This is a genomic window from Rhodanobacter sp. A1T4 (assembly GCF_014207185.1).
Taxonomy (GTDB): Bacteria; Pseudomonadota; Gammaproteobacteria; order Xanthomonadales; family Rhodanobacteraceae; genus Rhodanobacter.
In genome coordinates this window covers 89,996-112,120 of record NZ_JACHCP010000005.1, presented here as the reverse complement: position 1 = coordinate 112,120, position 22,125 = coordinate 89,996, and the positions used below count along the sequence as shown (strand labels likewise).

The following is a 22,125-nucleotide window of genomic DNA, read 5'->3' as shown; positions in this document are numbered from 1 at the left end:
ACACCCTAGAAGCACGCCGTGTTGATGTATGGCGGTTTAGGGAACGTTGCGGATCTGGCGCACCAGCACACCGCCCAGCAGGGTAAATATTGCGGTGATCAGATATAACGCGGGATAGCCACCCAGCTGCGTCACCAGGATCGCCGCGATAGCCGGCGCCGCTACCTGCGGGGCAGAGTTGGCGATGTTGATGATGCCGAGATCCTTGCCGCGGTCGGTCGCCAGCGGCAGCACCTGGGTGATCAATGCCTGGTCAACCGCGACGTAGATGCCATAGCCGAGCCCGAGTACTGCCGAAGCCGCCAGCACCAGCGGCCAGATGGGTGATGGCATCAGCATCAGCGCCGCAACCGTCATCACCACGCTGGACAGGATCACATGGATCTTGCGGCGCCCGCTGCGGTCGGAGAGCGCACCTCCCGCAAAGGCTCCGACCAGTACGCCAGCCGTGTAGACCGCCACCACGATCAGCAAACCGTCTTCCGCCGCCTTGCCCGGAAACAGTCGCTCGTAGTGCAACCGATCGCGCAGGAAATACAGCATGTACAAGGTGCCGATCGCGTTGCCGAGATTGATCAGGAAGCGCGTCGCCCAAGCCCAGGCGAAATCCGGATATTCACGCGGGCTGATCCAGAAGCCACGCAGGAATGCGCGTCCGTCCCATGTCGAGCGTTCATCGCGTCGCAAAGGTATATCGCGCACCAGTCCCACAAACGGCATCGCGCACAGCATCAGTACCACAGCGACCAGCAGATAGCCCTGCGCGATGCCATGCGCCAGCTGGGTTACCAGCAAGGCACCGACCACCACACCCAGTGGCTGGGTCACACCCACCCAGGCACTGCATACCGCACGCTGCGTCACCGGCACCTGGTCCGGCACTTCGGCAGTCAAGGCGGCGAGCATCGCATTGAGCGCGAACTGCGCCACGCACCACCACAGCATGATGCCCAGCAGGGTGCCTTGTCGGCCCAGCATCACCATGGCCAATGCACCGACCAGCGCACCACCGATATTCCACGGGTGACGGCGGCCGAAGCGTGAGATGGTACGGTCCGACCAGGCACCGAATAGCGGATTGGCGAACAGCGATACCAGCGCGCCGATGCCGGTCACCCAGCCTAATGCAGACTCCTTGTGTGTCGGTGCGAGAACTTCCATCTGCTGTGCCAGCAGGATCTGGATCGGCGCAAAAAAGGCCATCCATACGCCAAGATTCGACAGCGCCATGCTGGTGAAAAACCGCGCGCGTACCGGTATGAGAGGTTCGTCCAACGCACTGCCGGAAGACCTGGCATCGAATCCGTGTGTGGCGTTTTTATTCATCGATTGGCTGCGATCACATGGCGATACCAGTCGAACGAAGCCTTGGGGGTGCGCTGTTGGGTCAAATAATCGACATGCACCAGCCCGAAGCGTGGCCGATAGCCTTCGGCCCACTCGAAGTTGTCGAGCAATGACCAGACGAAATAGCCGCGTACGTCGACGCCTGCCTCCATCGCCTGGCGCAGTGCATGCAGATGTGCCTGCAGGTAGGCAATACGGCGCGGATCATCGATGCGGCCTTGCGCATCGACTGTGTCGGGAAATGCCGCGCCGTTTTCGGTGATGAAGATCGGCGGTAACTTGGTGCGATAACGCTTGCGCAGATACAGCAATAACTCGCCGAAGCCATCGGCATCCACCGGCCAGCCCATCTCGGTGCGCTCCAGGTGCGTAGGTGGCTCGGCCGCTTCAATCGGCACGGCGCCACCCTTCGGTCCACTGCGGACGTACTGCGGGTTATAAAAATTGATGCCGAGGAAATCCAGCGGTTGCGCGATGGTCGCCAAATCGCCAGCGCGCAATGCCGACCGGTCTATGCCAAGTAGGCGTAGCTCCAGCGGATAACGGCCAAACAGTAACGGATCGGTATGCATCCGCAGGTGCAGGATTTCCAGCAGGTGTGCCGCCAATCGATCCTTGACGCGGCCAGAGGCCGGTCGCGCACGCGCCATGCTTTGCGCGATACCGATCTGCGCCGCTGCCGGCAGTGTCGCTCGCAAGGCCTGCACCGCCTTGCCGTGCGATAGCAGCAAGTGATGCACCACCGGGAAGATATCCAACCCCAACTGCTGCCCCGGTGCGTGCGTACCGATGGCATGGCCGAGCACGGTGTGCTCGAAGGTTTCGTTGTGGGTGATCCAGCGCGACACGCGATCACCCAAACGCTCAGCGACGATTCGCGTGAATTCGGCGAAACGATCGGCAGTGTCGCGGTTGAACCAGCCCCCGGCGCCTTGCAGGGCTTGCGGCAGATCCCAATGGAACAAGGTCGGCGTTGGACTGATGCCTTTCGCCAGCAGCTCGTCAATCAGGCGCGAATAGAAGTCCATCCCCTTGGGATTCGCCGCACCACGACCACTCGGCTGGATGCGCGACCAGGCGATCGAGAAGCGATAGGTATCGACACCGAGTGTGGCCATCAGTGCCACGTCTTCGGGATAGCGGTGGTAGTGATCGCAGGCGGTTTCAGCCGTATCACCGTCGGCGATGCGGCCGGACTCGCTGCAGAAGGTATCCCAGATCGAAGGGCCACGACCGTCATCGTGCAACGCGCCTTCAATCTGATACGCCGAGGTGGACACACCCCAGAGAAAATCTTTGGGAAAATCCAGTTTCTTGGCGGATTCGTGCATGGTGGCGATCTTATTCAAGGTGATCTTGTTCAAGATGTAGATGCCGGTACTCGAATGTCCGCTTCTACCTCATGCCAACCACTTTCGCTCGAGTGCAGCCCGGATTCGGCATACGCGTTCCGGGCTTGCGCTGGCTATCCCGTTTCGCAAGCTCGCATCAACAGTCAGAAGCTCATGCCCATCTCTACACCCCACATGCGTGGCGGCGTGATGTAGGCAAACGGCGTTCCCAGAATGCTTGTGCTGATATTGTTGATGCTCTGCACGTACTGTTTGTTGAACACGTTGTTGACGAAGAGCCCGACGCTCCAAGGCGAATGCGGCGAAGACCATCCCAAGTGCAGATCGGTGCGATTCTGGGCCACGCCAAGGGTGAAGGCAGGCGTGGTCAAACATTGACCTTGCGCTACCGAATCGTCGTTGCAGCGGGTTTTCCCGCGATGGGCTTCTTGCAGGGTGAAATTCAGATCGCCGTTGGCGACATTGTGCCAAACGTATTCCATGCCCGCGGCAATCGTCCACAGCGGTTCACCGACGGGCTGTCCTGCAAGACTGCCGCCTTCCGGATCCACGTAGTGTTGGTAGGTCGCATTGATATAGCTGGCAGTAAGGTTCAGTCGCAACGCTGTTGTCGCTTGCCAATGTGCCTCGAGATCGACTCCTTTTGCCACCTGGTCACTGGTGGTGACTTCGTATATCGGTAACGCGCCGTCGCCATTGGAAATCAGGCTGAGCGATTGCAGGTTGGAGTAGCGGTAGTAGTACGTCGACGCATCGAACAGCAGCCGATATTCCGGAAAGTAGCTCTTGATGCCGAATTCGTAGTTCCAGACTTCTTCCGGCTGGTACACCGAGCCTACCTCTTCCGCATTGAAGCCGCCGGCCTCGTAGCCCTTGGCTACGGAGCCGTACAGCATCACGTTGGGAGTCCATTTGTAATCGAGCACGACGCGCGGACTGAAGTCGTTCCAACTGCGACTGATGCTATATGGCGCACTCGTTGCCGCCGGGCTGTTGAACTCGATGTTCTGCTGAAAGGTCTGGATCGGTGGCACACCGGGGATATTGAAGATGCCGAGCGCCTGCAGCTTGGCCAGGGTGGCATCGAGCTGCGGTGCGACGCGTTCGGGGTTGTACCAGCTGAACGCCTTTTCGTCGCGGGTGAAGCGCAGGCCCGTCGTCAAATCCAGACGATCGGTCAAATGCCAGATCAGGTCGCCATACAAGGCATAGGCCTGCGAGCGCGCATGATTGAACATGTCTTCCTGCCACGGGTCATTGAGCAACGACAGCGACCCTAACCCTGCCGAGGCAAGTGCGCTGCTTATGGGTCCATACAGGCCGCCCGGTGCGACCCCGGTATTGTTCAAAATCGTATCGATGCTGTTCGTGAGCACATCGATCTGATTGTCTTGCCGTGCATTGTCATGGTAGTAGCTCGTGCCCGCGACCCAGTCGAGCAGATCGTTCTTGCCGGACAACTTGAATTCCTGCGACCAACTGGTGTTCTGCTCGATATTGTCGGTGGCAAGATAAAGGTACGGCTGGTTGGTGCCGTCGCTGTCCTCAAGATTCGACGTGGAAAAATGCCGATAAGCTGTGATCGAACTCAGATCACCGAACGAGAATGGATGGTCGACAGACAGCGTCACGCCATCGAAGTTACGCTTTTCATTACTGTTGGCGACGTCGTTGTAAACCGGCGCCGTAATGGGGTTCAGATAGGTTTGCGGATTGGCCGGAAACGGCAGCACTTCCGGAGCAGACGGAACAGGGACCAGCCCGATCGCCGGGCGCGCCGGCTGGTTCAAATGTTCGTGCTCCCAGGCGACTCGTACCACGGTATCTCCGGGGAAGTTCCAGCGCAGTTGGTTGCGCATACCCCAGTCGTCATTCTTGTTGTAGTGCTGGCCCGTCGCTGCATCGCGCAACCAGCCGTCACTTTGGTTGTCGACAAAACTGAAGCGATAAGCGGCGTCAGGCGTGATCGGGGCATTCAACACGGCGTCGATATAACGTGTGCCGTAGTCTCCCAGACGCACGTGCGCCTGTTCTTCCCAGTCATCTTCCGGGGCAACGGTCACCACGGAAATGGCACCCGCCGCACTATTGCGTCCGAACAGCGTGCCTTGGGGTCCCTTCAGCACTTCGACGCGCTCAATATCGTCGAAGGTGAGTAGCGCACCGCCGGTCTTGCCGGTGTAGACCCCGTCTTCGTAAATGCCGATAGGGGAATCCGTACCGATACCAAAATCCGTGACACTGATGCCGCGCAGCGTGTAAACAGGTTGGGTCGGCTGCGAGCCATCGACAAACAGGCCGGGAATGTAACCGTTCATTTTGGAAAGATCGGTCGCGGCGAGTGTATCGATCTGTGCCTGAGTCACGATCTGCATGGCAATCGGCACGTCCTGCACTGCCTGTGTACGGCTCTGCGCGGTCACCGTAACGTTGCCAAGATTGGTTGCCGCCTTGTCGTCCGTCGCGGCTGTGCTGGGCGTTACCTTCGCCGCTTTCACTGGGGTTGGTGCGTCGGGAGCGGGCTGCGTCTGCGCCATCGCGCCTGCGCTCAGCAGCAGCGAAAACGCGACACTGTTGCCCAGGATGCCGCGCAGACAAACGGCAAGTTTTCTTTGACGAATCGACATCTTTAACACCCCTCGACGATCTCGTGATGACCCCAACGGCGATTTCCAATCGGAGCAACGCCACTGTTTCAGCGTGCGAATCATTTCGCATTGGCGGCGTCTTCGTGGCCGGTGCGATACCTTTCCCGAACGGCACGTAACGACGCCAGCCCCGTTTCCAATAGTGATTCACTTCAGGCGGGTTGAAGTGAGGACGGTTTGGGCCGATTCGATCCCCACTCGCCACCCGTTGTCAGCACCGCCAAGCCCAGCTGAACTCACGAAAGGATTGCCTTGCAGCGAACTATGCGCGCGTCACTGAATCCAGTATGGGGACCAAAATGGCCAATTGCGGAAAGAACCATTCCAAACGGTGGAATGCGGTCGGTCCATGTCGCCGTGATTTCACCTTTTGGACAGTGAGCCCTCTTCGAAGCCGTCTATCTTTGGCGAGTGCTGGCAGCATCCAGAGAGCTGCATCCAGATACCGGGATATCATTGTCGCAACAGACTAGGAGGTTGCCTGCTGCATGGTGCGAATTTTTGGGCTGTTCGCGCGCAGGGTGAATCACCTGACGATCTCAAGTATTCGCAGCCTCGGCCGTTGAACAAGACAGTCTGTCGACACATCCCTGACCTGACACGGTCAAGGCGGCGAGTAAACGATCATTGCGGCGGTATCCCGCTGCTGTGGAGAGACGTGACGCGCCGTCGGGATTGAGAAAAAGCCGGCGGCGGAGCGTGAGAAGACATGGGGAAAATCTGGAAGCGATGGTTTATGCGTGATGTGCCAGTGGCTGGATCAGTCGCGGCTATCACAACAGTCGGCGCTTTCGCGTCCGCTACCGATCTGTCGACGATCCAGGATGTTCCGGTGCTCGACAGTACCGAAATCGAAGACCGCTTTTATCGCCTGGTGCTTGGCATGCCTGACTCGACTGTCGTCGACATGCGTCTGCCTGAAGTGGCCATGCTCAAGCGACTCGATGAAGTGTGCGGTGCCGATCGCTTCGATATTGGCAGCTTGCCGCGTCTGCCAGCGATACTGCCGCAGCTTTTGCGTCTGCTCAAGAGTGATGAGGCTGACGGCACCAAGGTAGCCCGCTTGATCGGTCGCGATCCCGTGCTCGTCGGTGAAGTCATGCGCGTGACCAAGAGTGCGCATTACCGCACGCTCAAGCCGATCGCGAGTTTGCAGCATGCCGTGGTGCTGCTCGGCCATGACGGTCTGCGCAGGATGGTGACGCAGCATGTGATGAAGCCGATCTTGCAGGGCAGCGCCGGCATGCTTGGTCATGCTGCCGGGCAGCGTTTGTGGGATCACGCCGAGCAGTGCGCGCACGCTGGCATGTTTCTGGCCAAAGGCCAGAGTGATCCGTTCGAAGCGTACTTGGCCGGCATCGTCTGCAATGCCGGTGTCGGCGCGATGATCCGCGTGCTCGATCAGGAGGTATGGCCGACGATTGGTGTCTTCAGCAGGAGCTTTCTGACCAGCATCGCGAAGATGGGGAATCACCTGACATTGCGAGCGGCACAACACTGGGAGTTGCCACCCAACGTCATTGACGCCTTGCGCGAGCGCATGGATGCACGCAGCAAGCCGCCGATCACGGTGCTTGGCAAGGCGCTGCTGGCCGGCGATCAGCTGGCGATGGTTCAGCTGCTGGCCGAAAATCACCGAGTGGAGCGCGCCACACCGCTGACCAAGGATCGTGTCGATGGTCTGCCAGTGTTGCTGGTCGATCGTGCCCGACAGGATCTGCGGCGCAGCTTCGGGCCACCGGATAGAAAAATCCATTGAGCGGATCGATGCGTGACCGATCGTTCATCGCCGTGCTGGCGCGCCAATCCTCACAAGGTATCGGGCGATTGCCGAATTATCAGTAGGCTTGCCGGTTGGCGAAGTTGTAAACCTGATCAGCCCATTCGGTCGATTCGAGATAAATCGCCGACATCCGTTCGATGTCCTGCGGCTGCACGTCGGTGGCACCAAGCTCACCCGCTTCCCAGATGTAGATCTGTCGCAGCGGGGCAGCAAAAGGGCCGCGATCTTCCACCAGCGCCTCGTGGATTTCGGGCGCGAGTGGCAGATGGCTCAATACAAACTCCATCGGTGCACACATCAGCGTGTCCAGCAGCGACAGCAGTCCGGCCATGAATGCCATGTCCTGATATTTTACAGGCATGTCCTGCGCCAGCTTTTCGCACATATGGGCGCGGATCAACGCGGCGCGCAGCAGTTCGGGCGGCCGATCGTCCATGCCACCCAGCATCATGGTGTAGATCCAGTTGCGCATACGCGCCACGCCAAAAAAGATCGCCGCCTGCTGGATGGATTTGAGCTGTCGCGGTAACGCAAAATAAGCTGAGTTGACGCAGCCGAGAAGCTTGTAGCTCAGCACCGCATCGTCACGGATGATCTCGCCAAGCTCCACCGGGCCGGGATTGTTTTCCTGCAGCGCATTCATCAACCGCAGCAGACTCACCCGACTGGCAGTGAGGACCGGCACCTCGAATTGTTCGGGCAGAAGCAGGTAACGCCCCTGTATGGCCTGCACGGGCAGATGCTGGCAGCGACTGTAGATTTCGTAGTCATCCACGAAGCCGGCAATCACGTCCAGCCCGCGCGCATGGAGTTCCGTGCTGCGCATCGCCAGCGTGCGTGCATCGAGCGCGCCGGCATCCAGTCGCACGTGGGTGGCCATGGCCAGCAGCGGTTCCAGATTGCCGTAAGGTTCGTCAGTGTTGGCATCCAGCTCGCTCAGGTCCAGCAGCAGTGCGCAACCGCGCTGGGCAAGTTGCTGCAGGCGTGGCACCAATGCTGCGTCGCTGATGCTGGTCGGGTCGACGATGATGCCCAGACGTGGATGGTGCGCCAGCACATCGGTCTGCTCCATCAGCAGATCGCGCGACAAACGAAGGAAAGCGCGATTGCCACGCACCAGCCGAGTCATCACGCCATCGGTGATGGTGGCGAGCAGGCGCCGCATCAGCGTCGCTTCGGCATCTGGTCCCAGTTCGTCGCGATGGAACAGCAACTCGTAGGCAACCAGTTGACCGCGGCTATCCAGCATGGGGCTGCGCACGATCGGCAAGGGCAGATCGGGGATCAGCGCGCCGGTGTCGTCGTGACTGGACATGGTTCTGGCTAAAGTTGAGCTCATTGATCTTTCGTCAGGATCGGGCAAGTGCGTCGCCGTTGCAGGTGATCGCAGAGAACAAAAGGCGCCGCCATCGCACGACTGAAACGGCGCTTATCAAAACAGCGCTTTATCAATCAGGCTTCGGCCAGAGGCAGGGAACGATGTCCGGCCTGAAGCATTCCGCTGTGACTGTAGACGCTGCTTTCATTGTCATTTCCCGTCAACACGGAAAGTGCCCGGCGTACCTGGGAAAGCCGCTGGCCGACCAGCGCGCCGTTGCGTTGATTCTTGTCCCTGCAATTGGTCAACGTCTTGAGCAGCTCGCTCCAAGCCGGTTGAGCCGCTTGCGTGGCGTGCGCCGAGGAAGAACTCATGTGCAGCCGCTCGGCATCGAGCTGCTCGAGTCGGCGCATCAGCATCTGTTTGGCCTCGCCGGCGCGGTTGAGTGCATTGGCGTCGGCACGGTTGAGCGCTTCGCGCTCCTCGTCCAGAACGAGGATCAGCTGCGTCGTGGCCGCACTCATGTCGTCCACGATGGCGCGCAGTGCGTCGTCGAGTTCGGCCTGCAACGGCGCGATCATGACGTGCCGTTGATCTGGCTTTCGATCGAGGTGAGACGATCGGCGATATTGCTGGCGTCGACGCGATAATTGCCGTCGGCGAGCGACTTGCGGATCTGCTCGACTTTGGCCGTATCCACCGGGCTTTGCGCATTCACGCTGCTAGCCTGATGCAGCGCGCGCGCCGAGTCGGTCAGCTTGACGCTGTCGTCGGCCTGCGGCGAAGCCGAACCGCTGGCGCTGGTCGTGCTGGTCTGACTGCCGGCGCTGCCTTGGTTGGTCTTTGTCTGCGGTAGCGCAGGCAATCCGTTGGGCGAAATGGTCGTGTTCATAGGTCCTAGGATTCTCTTGTGCGTTGAGCCCCTGTAGTGGGCTTATCGGCATGTCCATCTGAAACTTTAAGGTCACCACTGCTGCTTAAGTATGCTTTTAATCAGACGTCAAGGTAATGCCTTCACTTCGCCCGCTGCCAGCACGATGCCGGGCACGATCTGCCCCGAATGCCCATTACGTACACGCAGGCGCGTCCCGGTGTCGCCGCCGTCCAGGGCTTGACCGGTGGTGCGCACTTCGATGCCATCGAGCTGAGCGATCAGTTCGACCTGATCGCCGGCCCGCACCATCTCACGTCCATTGAGCTGGCCCGGCTGGAGCACGGTGCCCGGGCTCAAGGGCCGCGCCAGCGAACGGCCGGCGACCTGATCCAAGTTGTCGACGTAGCCGTAGCCAAGTCGCGTGATGTCGCGCTCCTCGCTATGCACATCGCCTAGCCCGACGCTGTCGCCGCGGGCCAGCGGGCGCGTAGTGACAAGCACCTGGCGATAGATCTGCAGCTGGATCGGGACCCGGATCGTCCAGCCTGCGCTGGTGGGGCAGCTCACGGATACGGCGACGCGCGAACTGAGCTGCTGGCCCGCGGGCAGGCGCGCCTGCAAGGCTTGCGGACAGGCAGCGAGACGCAGGCGCGAGTTGAGCTGTTCCGGCACGATCACCACCCGCCCACCGGCTTGGGCGTATTGCGTGCGCACTGTCTGTTCCGCGACGGCGCGCACATCGGTCGCGATATCCGACGCGTTTGCCGAAAAGCTCGTTGCCATAGCAGGAGCCAGCAACAAGGCGATGAGCGTTGGCCGCTTCATGGGTGATTGTCGGCCAGCATGGTGGCGAGCTGGGCGTTGATGGCCTCGCGCGCGCTTTCGAATTTGCCAGACATCTGCGCCGCCTGATCGAGCTGGCCGCTGCCCAGTAGTTCGAGAAAGGCATTGCCTTGCTCATGTAGGCGCGCGGCGGATTCACGCAAGGTCTGGCTGGTCGGATGACCATCGTGGCGTGCCGCGAGTCGATCCAGGCTGCGCTGAAGTGCATCCGTATCGAACCAGCGACGGTCCAGCGCGGTTGGTTCCTGTAGCGCCAGCTCCATGCCGTGGCGCAGACCCTGCACGGATTCACGTATGGTCAGGCTGAGGCTGGCGATGTCATTGCCGCTCTCGCTCTCCAGCCAGCTCAGGCACAGCCGATGCGCCAGCACGGCCGCGCGATTGAGCCCTTCGCCATGGCGTCGCGCCTCGTTGGCGCGGCGTTGCAGTGCGCCGAGCGACGCTTGAATAGTGGTGGCGCGTACCTGCAGGCCGTCTTGATTCTCGCGCAGCGTGCGCAATCGTCCGCCGGTACCTTGTAACGCGTCGTGGCCCTGATTCAACGAGGCTTCCGCGATGCCGATGCTGCTCTGCGCGCGTTCGAGCCGCTGCAGTCCCAGCTGCACGTCACCGTCCATGTGCAGCGAGAATTCGCCGATGGAGCCGGTCACGGTTTCGATTTCGGCTGTGGCCAGCGCCGTTTTTTCGGCCAGTTGCTTGACCTCGTCGGCGACTACCGCGAAGCCGCGACCTGCTTCGCCGGCGCGCGCCGCTTCGATCGCGGCATTCAGTGCCACCAGATTGGTCTGATGGGCGATCTCCTGCACGCTGGTGGTCAGGGCGCGAATCTGGGCAACCTGCTTGGCCAGATGGCCCTGGTTGTGGTTCATTGCGGACAATGCGCTGCGCAGCAGGCGTAACTGGCCGTTCAATTCGCTTACGGTGGCCTGACTCTGCTCGCCGGCCACGCTGGCCGCATCGAGACTGCTCTGCACCTGCTGCAAGGCAGTCGAGATCCCGGCACTGCCATCCGTCAAGCGGCCGACGCCATCGCGGCATTCGCCCGCGGATTGCTCCAGCGAGGCCTGTTCGCGATTGAGTGCCTGCGCGTGGGTCAATACCAGGCTCTGCTGCTCCAGCGATTGCAGCGCGACGGAGGCCGGCGGACGCGGCGCCAGTCGCGCCAGCAGCGGCGCCAGCGCGTTGGCGGCGGCGGGATGCTGGTGGCTCAGTGCGGCGAGCTGCGCCTCGTTTCCGGCGAGTGCAGCTTGCGTCAGGGCGGCCAGATGCTGGCTGCGGATCAGGCTCATAAGCAAGGCAATTCCTAAAGGTCGTCACCCAGAGATCGTCTGGAAGTGCATAAACTTGAGCAAGCAAGGCACATGCCATCGCCAAAAGGATGGCGAATCGACATCGGGGCATCAGGATCGACATCACCATGATCGACGGCATGCGCCGATACCTTTGGATACCGAGGTCTGGTCATTGATGGGCGCGATCGATGCGCTCAAGTCCGTGCGTGACGTGGCCGATACCATGCAATGAGTCGCGCTTGCAGTGGCTACCGTATCGAGGAACAAGCATGGCCGCTGCACCCTTGTTGGAAAGCGTGGAAAGCCACACTCGGCTGGCCGGACACAATCGGGTGGCGATGTTGCTGTTTCGTCTCGGCGATGCCCAGCTGTTCGGTATCAATGTGTTCAAGGTGCGTGAGGTGTTGCGCAAGCCACCGCTGGAACGCATGCCCGGTGTACACGCCTTGCTCGCCGGCAGTTGTGACTATCGAGGCAAGACAATCCCGGTGATCGATCTTGGCGCGGCGATGGGCTATCCACCGTTGACCGCGATGGATTCAGCCCATCTCGTGGTGACCGAATTCAGTCGCTCGGTGCAGGGTTTCCTGGTGGCCGATTTCCAGCGCATCGTGCATTGCACGGGCGAATCACTGGAAGCGCCGTCCGGTGCGCTGGGTTTCGGCAGCCGGGTTAGCGCGGTGACGCGTATCGATGGCCAGCTGATGGCGGTTATCGATGTGGAACAGGTGCTGGTCAGTATCGATGGCTCGGCGGTCGAGGTATCCACGCGTTTGCAACAGGCCGCCGAGCAGCAGGCGATAAACCCGCGCCGGATATTGGTAGTGGACGATTCACTCGTGGCGCGTCAGCGCCTGGTGAGCGTTTTCAAACAGATGCACATCGATTGCGTCGTGGCAAAGAACGGTCGCGAGGGGCTTGATCGCCTACTCGAGCTGGCCAACGGGCCGGCCGAGGGAGGGGTGAATCTGGTGGTCTCGGATATCGAGATGCCATGCATGGACGGCTATGCGCTGACGCGTGCGATTCGCGAGTCCCCCGCATTGCGTCGGATCAAAGTGGTGTTGCACAGCTCGTTGAGTGGCGTGTTCAACGAATCGATCGTGCGTGAAGTAGGTGCGGATCGGTTCATTGCGAAATTTCAGCCGGATTTGCTTGCCCAGACCGTATTGGAACTATTGCCAACGTCAACAAATTGACGTCGGTTTTTCAGGTCTAGCCGCGTCGGGATTTCGTCCTGAGACGCCGATATAACGTCACCCAATGGGGTGAGGCGCCCGGCTGAGCGCGTTTTATCAGCCTTGAATCCGCAATCTGTCGCGTTGCGCTGTGGTGGCATGCAATTTGCTCTCGACTCTCAGGCGGACATTGCCGTAGGGAGTTTGCCCATGACCATCACCACTGACAGCGTGTTTGGACTGAATGCCCCGGCGCTCGCCCTCTGGCAGCGTCGATCCGAAGTCATTGCCTCCAATCTGGCCAATGCGGACACGCCCGGCTATCAGGCGCGCGACGTGGATTTTCGCGCCGCGCTGCAGCAGGTCGGTGGCGAATCCAGTCAGCTTGCGATGAGCACGCCGACGGCAGGGCAGATCGATGCGACCAGTACCAGCACCGACGACCTCAAGTATCGCGTACCGATGCAGCCGAGCATGGATGGCAACACCGTCGATGCCCAGGTCGAACAATCCGCATTCGCCTCGAACACCGTCCATTATCAGGCCAGTCTGAGCTTCATCAACGCGACCATTCAGACGCTGCGCCTGGCCATCACCGGAGGTGCCAGCTGATGTCGCTCATGAAGATTTTCGATACCGCCGGTTCCGGCATGGCTGCGCAGTCGCTGCGCCTCAACACCGTCGCCAGCAACCTGGCCAACGCCGACAGCGTCAGCAACAGCCCTGACTCGGCGTACCGCGCGAAAGAGCTTTTGTTCGCGCCGACCGGCACGGCCGAGCCAGGCGGTATGTCGCAGGACAGCGGCGAAGGCACCAACGGCGTTCGCATGGTTGGCGTGACCGAAAGCCAGCAACCGGTGGAATCGCACTATGAGCCGGGCAATCCGATGGCCGACGAGAGCGGCTATGTGTACGGCAGCAACGTCAATCCGGTCGATGAACTGGTGAACATGATCTCCGCATCGCGTTCGTACCAGAACAACGTCGAAGTCATGAATACCACCAAGCAGCTGATGATCAAGACCATTGGTCTCGGCAGCTAATCCGAAGGAGTATCCCGTGTCCGCCATACTCAGCAGTTCAACCAGCAGTTACTCGTACTCGGCCTCAGGCCTGAGCCTCACCGGCAGCACCGTCACCAGTACGCCGACGGGTTCGACGATGACGCAGGCTGATTTTCTAAAGTTGATGACCACACAGCTGCAGTCGCAGGATCCGACGCAGCCGATGGACAACTCGCAGTTTGCGTCGGAGCTGGCGCAGTTCAGTCAGCTTTCCACCCAGCAGGATATCGACACCAATCTGCAGAGTTTGAGCAGCAATGTCAGCAGCGGCATCCAGACTTCGCAGGTGCTGAGCTCGGCCAATCTGGTTGGACGCCAGGTGCTCGTGCCCTCTGACGCACTGGCTTACAGCGGTAGCGCTGTCAGTGGCGGCGTGAATGTGCCGACGGCGGGCGATGTCGTGGTGTCGATCAAAGATTCCAGCGGCAATACCATCAAGACGCTCGATCTAGGCACGCAGCAGGCCGGCCTGTCGGCGTTCAGTTGGGATGGTACGAACAATAACGGCCAGACCGTCGCGAGCGGTACGTACAGCATCAGCGCCAACAACGGCGGCAACAGCGCCGCGCTCAGCACTTACGCCGCTGGCTCCGTAACCGGGGTCGGCTATGGCGGCTCCAGCACGGGCACTTATTTGCAAGTGGCGGGTGTCGGCGGTGTGCCGCTAAGCCAGGTCGCCCAGATCAACTGATCGTTGCACTTCAAGCAACGAAACACATTCACCTTTATCAGGCACAAGGGGATACAGCATGGCTCTCAATCAGGCGCTTAGTGGCATCAACGCGGCCCAGTCCGAGTTGAACGTCATTTCCAATAACATCGCCAACGCAGGCACGGTTGGCTTCAAGGGATCGCGTGCTGAATTCGCCGAGGTCTACGCCGTCACCGGCCTTAACCTCAGTTCGACGGCGGTTGGCAGCGGCGCGGAACTCACCGACGTGGCGCAGCAGTTTTCGCAGGGCGATCTGGAAACCACCAACGGCAGCCTTGATCTGGCGATCAGTGGCAACGGGTTCTTCGTCGTCAACAACGGCAGCGGCAACCAGTACACGCGCAACGGCGCGTTCCAGGAAAACGCCAATGGTTACGTCACCACGGCGGAGGGCGCCAACCTGCAGGTTTATCCGCCCAATGGCGCGGGCGGTTTCAACACCAGTACGCTGACCAACCTGCAGTTGAATACGGCGCAAAGCGCGGCGACACCGACAAGTACGATCACGGTCAACTCCAATCTGCCGTCCGGCGCCACGGTGCCGGTCGACACCCCCATCAGTCCGACCGATGCGAACAGCTACAACAACTCCACCGCGCTGACCGTGTACGACTCGCAGGGCGGCTCTCACGCGGCGACGATCTACTATGCCAAGACCGGCAACAACACGTGGAACGCCAGTCTTTATATCGACGGACAGAGTGCCGGCACGCAGGCGCTGGCGTTCAATACCTCCGGCACGCTGACCACGCCGGCCAATGGCTCACTGGTCTTCACGCCGACCCAGCCGACCAATGGTGCGACATTCCCCACCACGATGTCGGTCAACCTCGCCGGCACCACCCAGTTCGGTACGGCTTATTCCACCGGTACGGTCGCGCAGAACGGCTACGAGGCCGGCATTCTGTCAAACGTACAGATCGACAATAGCGGTATCGTCACGGCGTATTACTCCAATAACCAGACCACGCAGCTGGGTCAGGTCGCGGTAGCCAACTTCTCCGATCTGCAGGGCCTCAGCCAGGTCGGCAATACGAGCTGGGTGGCGACCACGACGTCCGGATCGCCGATCTTGGGTTCGGCTGCCACCGGTCAGTTCGGCAACATCGAACAAGGCGAGCTGGAAACCTCCAATACTTCCGACACCACGGCCCAGCTGGTCGACATGATTCAGGCACAGCAGAACTACGAGGCCAATTCGCAGATGCTCGGCACGGTCAATTCGTTGTCGCAGACGCTGTTCCAGGCAGTCGACCGCTAATCGCCTGCCATGGATCGTTCCGTTTACATTGCCATGACCGGTGCCACGCAGACGATGCGTGCGCAGGATGCCGTCAGCCACAATCTGGCCAACGCATCCACCGTCGGTTTCAAAGGCGAGCTCAGCGCGTTTCAAAGCCTCCCCGTACTCGGACAAGGTGCGAATACCCGCATCAATGCCGTGGCGCAGGGCGTCGGTGAAGACAACTCGCAGGGTTCGATCCAGAGCACCGGTCGGCCGCTCGACGTCGCCGTGAACGGTCCGGGCTGGATTGCGGTGCAGGCGGCCGACGGCAGCGAGGCCTATACGCGCGCCGGCAATTTGCAGATCGGTGCCGACGGCAGCCTCACCGATAGTCGTGGCAACCCGGTGATGGGTTCGGCAGGTCCGATCACGATTCCGGACAGCTCCAGCATCAGCGTCGGCAGCGACGGCACGATCTCCACGGTGCCGATGGGTCAAAGCCCCGACACGATTGCCGCGGTAGGTCAGCTGAAGTTGGTCAATCCCGATCCCTCGCAGATGACCGAAGGCGCCGATGGCCTGATGCGTAACAACGATGGCAGCCAGGCCGATGCCGACAGCACCGTGACGGTGACCTCCGGTGCGCTGGAAGCCAGCAACGTCAATACATCGTCCGAGCTGGTGAAAATGATTTCTCTGTCGCGCCAGTACGAAATGCAGGTGCGCTCGATCAAGACCGCCGAAGACGATGCGGACGACAGCACCAAACTGCTGCAGACCAACTAAGTCGGCACGACAATCTTCATGAACTTGGAGTAAGCGATGTTTTCCTCACTGTGGATTGCCAAGACCGGGCTGGATGCGCAGCAGACGCAGATGGACGTCATTTCCAACAACCTGGCGAACGCGAGCACGACCGGCTTCAAAACCTCGCGTGCCTCGTTTCAGGATCTGATGTACCAGAACGAAGGGCAGCCCGGCGGCCAGACCACCGAGCAGACGCAGTCGCCGTCGGGCTTGTTGCTCGGCACCGGCGTAAAGGTCGTCGGCAGCGAAAAACTGTTTACCCAGGGCGCGGTCACGCAGACCGGCAACTCGCTGGACGTGGCGATCCAGGGCAACGGTTTTCTGCAAGTGAGCCTGCCCGACGGCACGGTCGCCTACACGCGAGACGGTTCGCTGCATGAAGATGCCACCGGCCAGATCGTCACCGCAGACGGTTATCCGATGGTGCCTGCGATTACGCTGCCGGCCAACGTCAACAGCGTCACCATCGGTACCGACGGCACCGTCAGCGCCACCAGCAACGGCTCGACCGCGCCGACGACGCTCGGTGTGTTGCAGTTGGCCAACTTCGTCAACCCGGCCGGCCTGCAGGCCATGGGGCAGAACCTTTACCTCGAAACCGAATCGAGCGGCACCGCCCAAACCGGCCAGCCAGGCGTCAACGGCATGGGCACGGTGGCACAGGGTTCGCTCGAATCGTCCAATACCAACGTGGTGGCCGAAATGGTCAACATGATCGAAGCCCAGCGCACCTACGAGATGAATTCCAAATCGATCAGCGCCGTGGACGACATGTTGCAGTTCGTCATCAACAAGACCTGATCGCGGGGACGTGATGAAAAAGCATGCTATGGCGGTGCAGTCAACGAGTGCCGCCGACTTATCAACCGGCGAACGGCGAGCAGCGCGGACACGATCCCGATCAAGTGCCGCGAGTCCGTGGCCTTGCGCTATGGCCGCTCGTTCCTCATCCCTTTCCTTCGCCATGCGTACCGTAGTGGTCTCGCTGCTATGGGTCGCGCTTGCCGGTTGCGCCGCCGTGCAAGATCGCCAGAAGCAGGAGGATGCCGAGTGGGCGGCGACCGCTCCGGTCGAGCCGGCGGTGCAGCCCCAGGCCAATGGCTCGATCTATCACGACATGCAGAACATGGAGTTGTTCAACGATGCACGGGCGCATCGCATCGGTGACATCCTGACCATAAACCTGGTCGAAGCGATGCAGGCGAGCAAGAAATCCGAAACCACCACCAGCAAGAGCGACAAGGTCAACGCGGCTGCTCCGGAAATTCTCGGTCATTCACTCAGCGTCGGCGGCGGTGCCGCCGCGAACTCGGCGCTCACGACCGCCAACAGCTTCGACGGCGCGGGCAGCAGCACGCAGAGCAATCAGTTGAATGGTCAGCTCACCGTCACGGTGGCGCAGCGTCTTTCCAACAGCAACTTGTTGGTACGCGGAGAGAAGTGGCTGACCATCAATCAGGGTCAGGAGCTGATCCGGATTTCCGGCATCGTGCGCGCGCAGGATATCGGCCAGGACAACTCGGTCGACTCCACACGCGTGGCCGACGCGCACATCACTTATGCCGGTCGCGGCACGCTTGATAGCGCCAATACGCAAGGCTGGCTGGCGAAGTTCTTCAACTCCAAGTGGATGCCCTTCTGATGAATACGCGATCGCGCAAACCTCTCTCGATCGTTGGCATCGTTGCCGTGATCGTCACCGCGGTGGGTTTTGCGCCGACGGCGAGTGCGGACAAGATTCGCGATCTCGTGCAGGTTGCCGGCGTGCGCAGCAATCAGCTGGTCGGCTATGGCCTGGTGGTGGGTCTGGACGGCACCGGCGACCAGACCACGCAGGCGCCGTTCACCACGCAAAGCCTGGAAAACATGCTCAAGCAGTTCGGCGTGTCGGTGCCGGCCACGGGGACGCAACCGCAGCTGAAAAACACGGCCGCCGTAACGATTACCGCCGAGCTTCCGCCTTTCGCCAAGCCCGGTGAAGTCATCGATGTGACGGTTGCCTCGATCGGCAATGCCAAGAGCATTCGCGGCGGCGAGCTGCTGATGTCGCCGCTGCGCGGCGCAGACGGCAATGTCTATGCGGTGGCGCAGGGCAGCGTCGTGGTCGGTGGCGTCAGCGCAACGGGTAAAAGCGGTTCCAGCGTGCAGATCAACATTTCCGCCAGCGGCCGCATTCCAAACGGCGCCTCGGTCGAGCGCGCCGTGTCGTCTTCGTTCAGCGGCGGCGGCGATCTGGTGCTGAACCTCGATACCGCCGACTACACGACGGCCGGTCATATCGCCGACGCCATCAATCGGCTCTATGGCGGTGGCACGGCGCGCGCGCTCGATGGCGGTTCGGTGTCGGTACGGGGTCCGGTCGACCCGAGCGAAAAAGTCGCGTGGCTCGGCGCCATCGAGTCGCTCGATGTGCAGACGGGCGATGCGCCAGCGCGCGTCGTCGTCAACTCGCGTACCGGCACGGTGGTGATCGGTTCGGATGTGCGCGTCACGGCGGCGGCTGTCGCGCACGGTTCGATCCAGGTCACGATCAGCGAACAGCCGCAGGTCAGCCAGCCGGCGCCTTTTAGTAAAGGACAGACCACCGTAGTGCCCAACAGCAATGTGTCGATCAACCAGGACGGCGGTCACATGTTCAAGTTCGGGCCCGGCGTGAGCCTGGATTCCATCGTACGCGCCGTGAATCAGGTCGGCGCCACGCCGACGGATCTGATTTCGATTCTGGAGGCGCTGAAGCAGGCTGGCGCACTGCATGCGGACTTGGTGGTGATCTGAATGGCCATCGTCGGCGACGCCGCTTCGCAGAGCCTTAGCACCTGGACGGATCTGTCCGGGTTTAGCGCGCTGCGTCATCAGGCAGAGACCGACAGCGGCTCGACCTTGCCGGCGGTCGCCAAGCAATTCGAATCGATGTTCACCGAAATGATGCTGAAGTCGATGCGCGATGCCAGCTTCGGCGACCCGGAGTTTGATAGCCAGGCAGGCGATCAATGGCGCGACATGTTCGATCAGCAGCTGTCGTTGAATCTTTCGCAGCACGGCAAGGGGCTGGGTATCGCCGACATGTTGATGCGTCAGCTCGGCAAGCACGACAGCCCACAGGAAACGACCGGCGCCAACGCGACCAACCCGCATGCCACCGGCATGGCGGACGGTTGGCGCGATCGTCTGCATCGCATCGAGGACGCTACGCGCTCGGCTGGCCACGCCATCGCCGCGTGGCTGCCGGCCGATGCCGAGGAATTTGTACGTCAGCTCGCGCCGCAGGCCAGCGTGGTTGCGAAAGAACTTGGCCTGTCGCTGCGCACGGTGCTGGCGCAGGCGGCGCTCGAAACGCAATGGGGCAAGCACATGCCAACGCATCCGGATGGCACGAGCAGCTTCAACCTGTTCGGTATCAAGGCCGGCGGCAGCTGGGGTGGTTCGCGCGTGAACGTGCCGACGGTGGAATACGAAGGCGGCATTGCCGTGCGCAAGCAAGCGCAGTTCCGCGCTTATCGTTCCACCGCCGACTCGCTGGCCGACTTCGCCGACCTGATCATCGGCGACCCGCGCTATGCGCAGGCGCGCGGCCACGGCGACGACGTACTCGGCTACGCACAGGCGCTTATCCAGGGCGGTTATGCCACCGATCCGAATTACGCCGGGAAAGTGGCGACGATCGCCAACAGCTCGATGATGCGTCAGGCGCTGGATGCGCTCAAGAAAGTGACAGCGGTGCCGACACCCTGAGCACAGCTCACGAGGTTGGCACACCCCATACAAGATACCCAAGGATCGCTTCATGTCTAGCATGCTCAATATTGGGATATCGGGATTGAATGCGGCGCAAGTCGCACTGAGTACCGTGAGCAACAACATCGCCAATGCCAGCACCTCGGGCTACAGCGAGGAGAGCGTGATGCAGGTTGAGAGCGTTACGCAGAATACGGGCCGCTACACGGTCGGTAGCGGCGTCAACGTTGCGGCCGTGCAGCGCGCGTACAGCCAATATCTGACCAGCGCCTTGTGGAGCAGCAACTCCAGCCTGCAGAGCGCGACCACGATGAGCAATCTCACCGGCACGCTCAACAGCTCTTTCAGCAGCAGCGGCAATCTGCAAACGTCGCTGGACAATTTCTACAGTGGCTTCAGCAGCGTCGCCAATTCGCCCAGCCTGGCGTCGACGCGGCAGGCCGCATTGGGCACTGCATCCTCGCTGACGGCGACGTACAATACACTCGGCCAACAGTTGAGCCAGCAATCGAGCCAGGTCAACGCGCAGATCGGCGGCACCGTCACCAGCATCAACACGCTTACCTCGCAGATTGCCCAGCTCAACGGCCAGATTGGCCAGGCCAGCCTTGGCGGCAATCCGAATACTTTGCTCGATCAGCGCGACCAATTGGTGCAGCAGCTGTCCGGCCTCACCGGTGTATCGGCGGTGACCGAATCCAATGGTACGGTAAGCGTCTACACCTCTGCGGGCGGCACGCTGGTCAGCGGCAATCAGTCCTACAATCTGTCTTCCGGTGCCAATCAGTACGATCCGACCAGTACAGACGTTTTCGACAGTTCGGGTAACGATGTAACGGCCCAACTCAGCGGCGGCTCTCTGGGTGCGTTGATCAGCTACCGCAATACCGTGTTGGAGCCGGCGCAGAATCAGCTCGGTCAGTCGGCGCTCGCGCTCGCGACCAGCGTCAATGCACAGCAGGCACAGGGGCTGGATCTCAACGGCAAGCAGGGCCAGCCGATTTTCAGCGTGAGTTCGCCGGCCGTGCTGCCCTCGAGCAAGAACTCCGCTACGGCGGCGACGGTGACGGCATCTGTCAGTGATGTCTCCCAGACCACCAGCTCTGACTATATCCTCAGTTACACCGGCAGCGGCACCGGCACGAACGGCTGGAGCCTCAGTACGACCGCTGGCCAGAGCGTGGCGCTAACGGCGAATGCCGACGGAACGCTGTCCGCTAATGGCCTAACCTTCAGCGTGTCCGGCACCGCACAGACGGGCGATAGCTACGAGATCGAACCCACGCGCAATGCCGCCACCAGTCTCGCCGTGACAATGACCGATCCCAGCGGTATCGCGGCCGCTGCTGCTCTGACCGCCACGGCGGCCACCGCCAACACCGGTACCGGCGAAGTCAGTTCCATCGGCGTAAGCGACGCGACGAACAGCAACTTGCTCGCGGGCGCAACGGTCACGTTCGGTGCGGGCGGCGCTTATACGGTGACCGATGGCAGCGGTAACACCACAACCGGTACCTACACCGCCGGTCAGCCGATTACCGCCGACGGCTGGAGCCTCAGCTTGAGCGGCGCGCCTGCCAGCGGCGATAAATTCGCCATCGCTGCCAATACCAACGGGCTCAATGACAACAGCAATGCGCTGTCGCTGGCCGCACTGTCCAATAGCAAGGTTCTCGACGGCGGCACGACTTCGGTCATCGGCAGCTACGCCAATCTCACCGCACAGGTGGGCACGGCCGGCAGCCAGGCGACGGCAGCCCTCACCACGCAGACCAGCCTCTACAACCAGGCCGAAAGCAGCCAGCAGAGTCTTGCCGGCGTCAACCTCAATCAGGAGGCGGCGAATCTGGTGCAGTTCCAGCAGGCCTATCAAGCGTCGGCGCAGGTGATCTCGACCGCGCAGCAACTATTCACCAGTCTGATCACCGCGATACAGGACGGCTAGTC

20 protein-coding genes are annotated in these 22,125 nt (G+C 61.1%); 12 read left to right on the top strand and 8 right to left on the bottom strand.

The window, feature by feature from the left end:
- Positions 1-36: 36 nt before the first annotated feature.
- The 3 genes from HDE80_RS11465 to HDE80_RS11455 all read right to left on the bottom strand — a co-directional run bounded on the left by HDE80_RS11465 (position 37) and on the right by HDE80_RS11455 (position 5,326).
- On the bottom strand, positions 37-1,326 hold the full coding sequence (locus HDE80_RS11465; protein WP_184670956.1) for an MFS transporter: 1,290 nt from the start codon (positions 1,324-1,326) through the stop codon (positions 37-39).
- Positions 1,323-2,696: a GH1 family beta-glucosidase gene (locus HDE80_RS11460; RefSeq protein ID WP_221437538.1), complete on the bottom strand. Its 1,374-nt coding sequence runs from the start codon at positions 2,694-2,696 to the stop codon at positions 1,323-1,325. The genes HDE80_RS11465 and HDE80_RS11460 overlap by 4 nt, the downstream gene beginning before the upstream one ends.
- Positions 2,697-2,842: 146 nt before the next feature.
- On the bottom strand, positions 2,843-5,326 hold the full coding sequence (locus HDE80_RS11455) for a TonB-dependent receptor (RefSeq protein WP_184670954.1): 2,484 nt from the start codon (positions 5,324-5,326) through the stop codon (positions 2,843-2,845).
- A 757-nt stretch (positions 5,327-6,083) separates the two neighbouring features.
- Here HDE80_RS11455 and HDE80_RS11450 point away from each other — a divergent pair.
- Positions 6,084-7,106, top strand: coding sequence for an HDOD domain-containing protein (locus HDE80_RS11450; RefSeq protein WP_184670952.1), 1,023 nt, complete (start codon positions 6,084-6,086; stop codon positions 7,104-7,106).
- Between the two features lie 79 nt (positions 7,107-7,185).
- Here HDE80_RS11450 and HDE80_RS11445 read toward each other — a convergent pair whose 3' ends face one another.
- The 5 genes from HDE80_RS11445 to HDE80_RS11425 all read right to left on the bottom strand — a co-directional run bounded on the left by HDE80_RS11445 (position 7,186) and on the right by HDE80_RS11425 (position 11,454).
- A complete protein-coding gene (locus tag HDE80_RS11445) occupies positions 7,186-8,469 on the bottom strand; it encodes an HDOD domain-containing protein (protein WP_184670950.1) in 1,284 nt (427 codons plus the stop codon).
- A gap of 113 nt (positions 8,470-8,582) precedes the next feature.
- A complete protein-coding gene (locus HDE80_RS11440) occupies positions 8,583-9,029 on the bottom strand; it encodes a flagellar protein FlgN (RefSeq protein ID WP_184670949.1) in 447 nt (148 codons plus the stop codon).
- Positions 9,026-9,340 carry a flagellar biosynthesis anti-sigma factor FlgM gene (gene flgM, locus HDE80_RS11435; RefSeq protein WP_184600147.1) on the bottom strand — a complete coding sequence of 105 codons (315 nt, stop codon included), beginning with the start codon at positions 9,338-9,340 and terminating at the stop codon, positions 9,026-9,028. The genes HDE80_RS11440 and flgM overlap by 4 nt, the downstream gene beginning before the upstream one ends.
- Before the next feature lie 108 nt (positions 9,341-9,448).
- Positions 9,449-10,105 (bottom strand): flagellar basal body P-ring formation chaperone FlgA, encoded by a 657-nt coding sequence (gene flgA, locus HDE80_RS11430; protein ID WP_255483713.1) that lies wholly within the window; start codon positions 10,103-10,105, stop codon positions 9,449-9,451.
- Between the two features lie 38 nt (positions 10,106-10,143).
- Positions 10,144-11,454, bottom strand: coding sequence for a methyl-accepting chemotaxis protein (locus HDE80_RS11425; protein ID WP_184670945.1), 1,311 nt, complete (start codon positions 11,452-11,454; stop codon positions 10,144-10,146).
- A gap of 272 nt (positions 11,455-11,726) precedes the next feature.
- Between HDE80_RS11425 and HDE80_RS11420 the strand changes: the two genes are divergently transcribed.
- From HDE80_RS11420 to flgK, 11 genes are all read left to right on the top strand, one after another.
- Complete coding sequence (locus tag HDE80_RS11420; RefSeq protein ID WP_184670943.1) at positions 11,727-12,656, top strand: chemotaxis protein; 930 nt, start codon at positions 11,727-11,729, stop codon at positions 12,654-12,656.
- 189 nt (positions 12,657-12,845) lie between these two features.
- Positions 12,846-13,247 carry a flagellar basal body rod protein FlgB gene (gene flgB / locus HDE80_RS11415; RefSeq protein WP_184670942.1) on the top strand — a complete coding sequence of 134 codons (402 nt, stop codon included), beginning with the start codon at positions 12,846-12,848 and terminating at the stop codon, positions 13,245-13,247.
- Positions 13,247-13,678 carry a flagellar basal body rod protein FlgC gene (gene flgC, locus HDE80_RS11410; RefSeq protein WP_184670940.1) on the top strand — a complete coding sequence of 144 codons (432 nt, stop codon included), beginning with the start codon at positions 13,247-13,249 and terminating at the stop codon, positions 13,676-13,678. Before flgB ends, flgC begins: the two co-directional genes overlap by 1 nt.
- 16 nt (positions 13,679-13,694) lie before the next feature.
- Positions 13,695-14,390 (top strand): flagellar hook capping FlgD N-terminal domain-containing protein, encoded by a 696-nt coding sequence (locus HDE80_RS11405; RefSeq protein ID WP_345776443.1) that lies wholly within the window; start codon positions 13,695-13,697, stop codon positions 14,388-14,390.
- 58 nt (positions 14,391-14,448) lie between these two features.
- Positions 14,449-15,672, top strand: coding sequence for a flagellar hook protein FlgE (gene flgE / locus HDE80_RS11400; protein WP_184670938.1), 1,224 nt, complete (start codon positions 14,449-14,451; stop codon positions 15,670-15,672).
- Positions 15,673-15,681: 9 nt separating this feature from the next.
- Positions 15,682-16,422 carry a flagellar basal-body rod protein FlgF gene (flgF, locus tag HDE80_RS11395; RefSeq protein WP_184670936.1) on the top strand — a complete coding sequence of 247 codons (741 nt, stop codon included), beginning with the start codon at positions 15,682-15,684 and terminating at the stop codon, positions 16,420-16,422.
- A gap of 36 nt (positions 16,423-16,458) precedes the next feature.
- The gene (gene flgG, locus HDE80_RS11390) at positions 16,459-17,244 is read left to right on the top strand and encodes a flagellar basal-body rod protein FlgG (protein ID WP_184670934.1); all 786 of its coding nucleotides are present in this window, start codon (positions 16,459-16,461) and stop codon (positions 17,242-17,244) included.
- A 130-nt stretch (positions 17,245-17,374) separates the two neighbouring features.
- Positions 17,375-18,085 carry a flagellar basal body L-ring protein FlgH gene (gene flgH, locus HDE80_RS11385; RefSeq protein ID WP_255483712.1) on the top strand — a complete coding sequence of 237 codons (711 nt, stop codon included), beginning with the start codon at positions 17,375-17,377 and terminating at the stop codon, positions 18,083-18,085.
- Positions 18,085-19,218 (top strand): flagellar basal body P-ring protein FlgI, encoded by a 1,134-nt coding sequence (locus tag HDE80_RS11380; RefSeq protein WP_184670932.1) that lies wholly within the window; start codon positions 18,085-18,087, stop codon positions 19,216-19,218. Before flgH ends, HDE80_RS11380 begins: the two co-directional genes overlap by 1 nt.
- A complete protein-coding gene (gene flgJ / locus HDE80_RS11375; protein WP_184670931.1) occupies positions 19,219-20,175 on the top strand; it encodes a flagellar assembly peptidoglycan hydrolase FlgJ in 957 nt (318 codons plus the stop codon).
- Between the two features lie 52 nt (positions 20,176-20,227).
- Complete coding sequence (flgK, locus tag HDE80_RS11370) at positions 20,228-22,123, top strand: flagellar hook-associated protein FlgK (RefSeq protein ID WP_184670929.1); 1,896 nt, start codon at positions 20,228-20,230, stop codon at positions 22,121-22,123.
- Positions 22,124-22,125 lie beyond the last annotated feature (2 nt).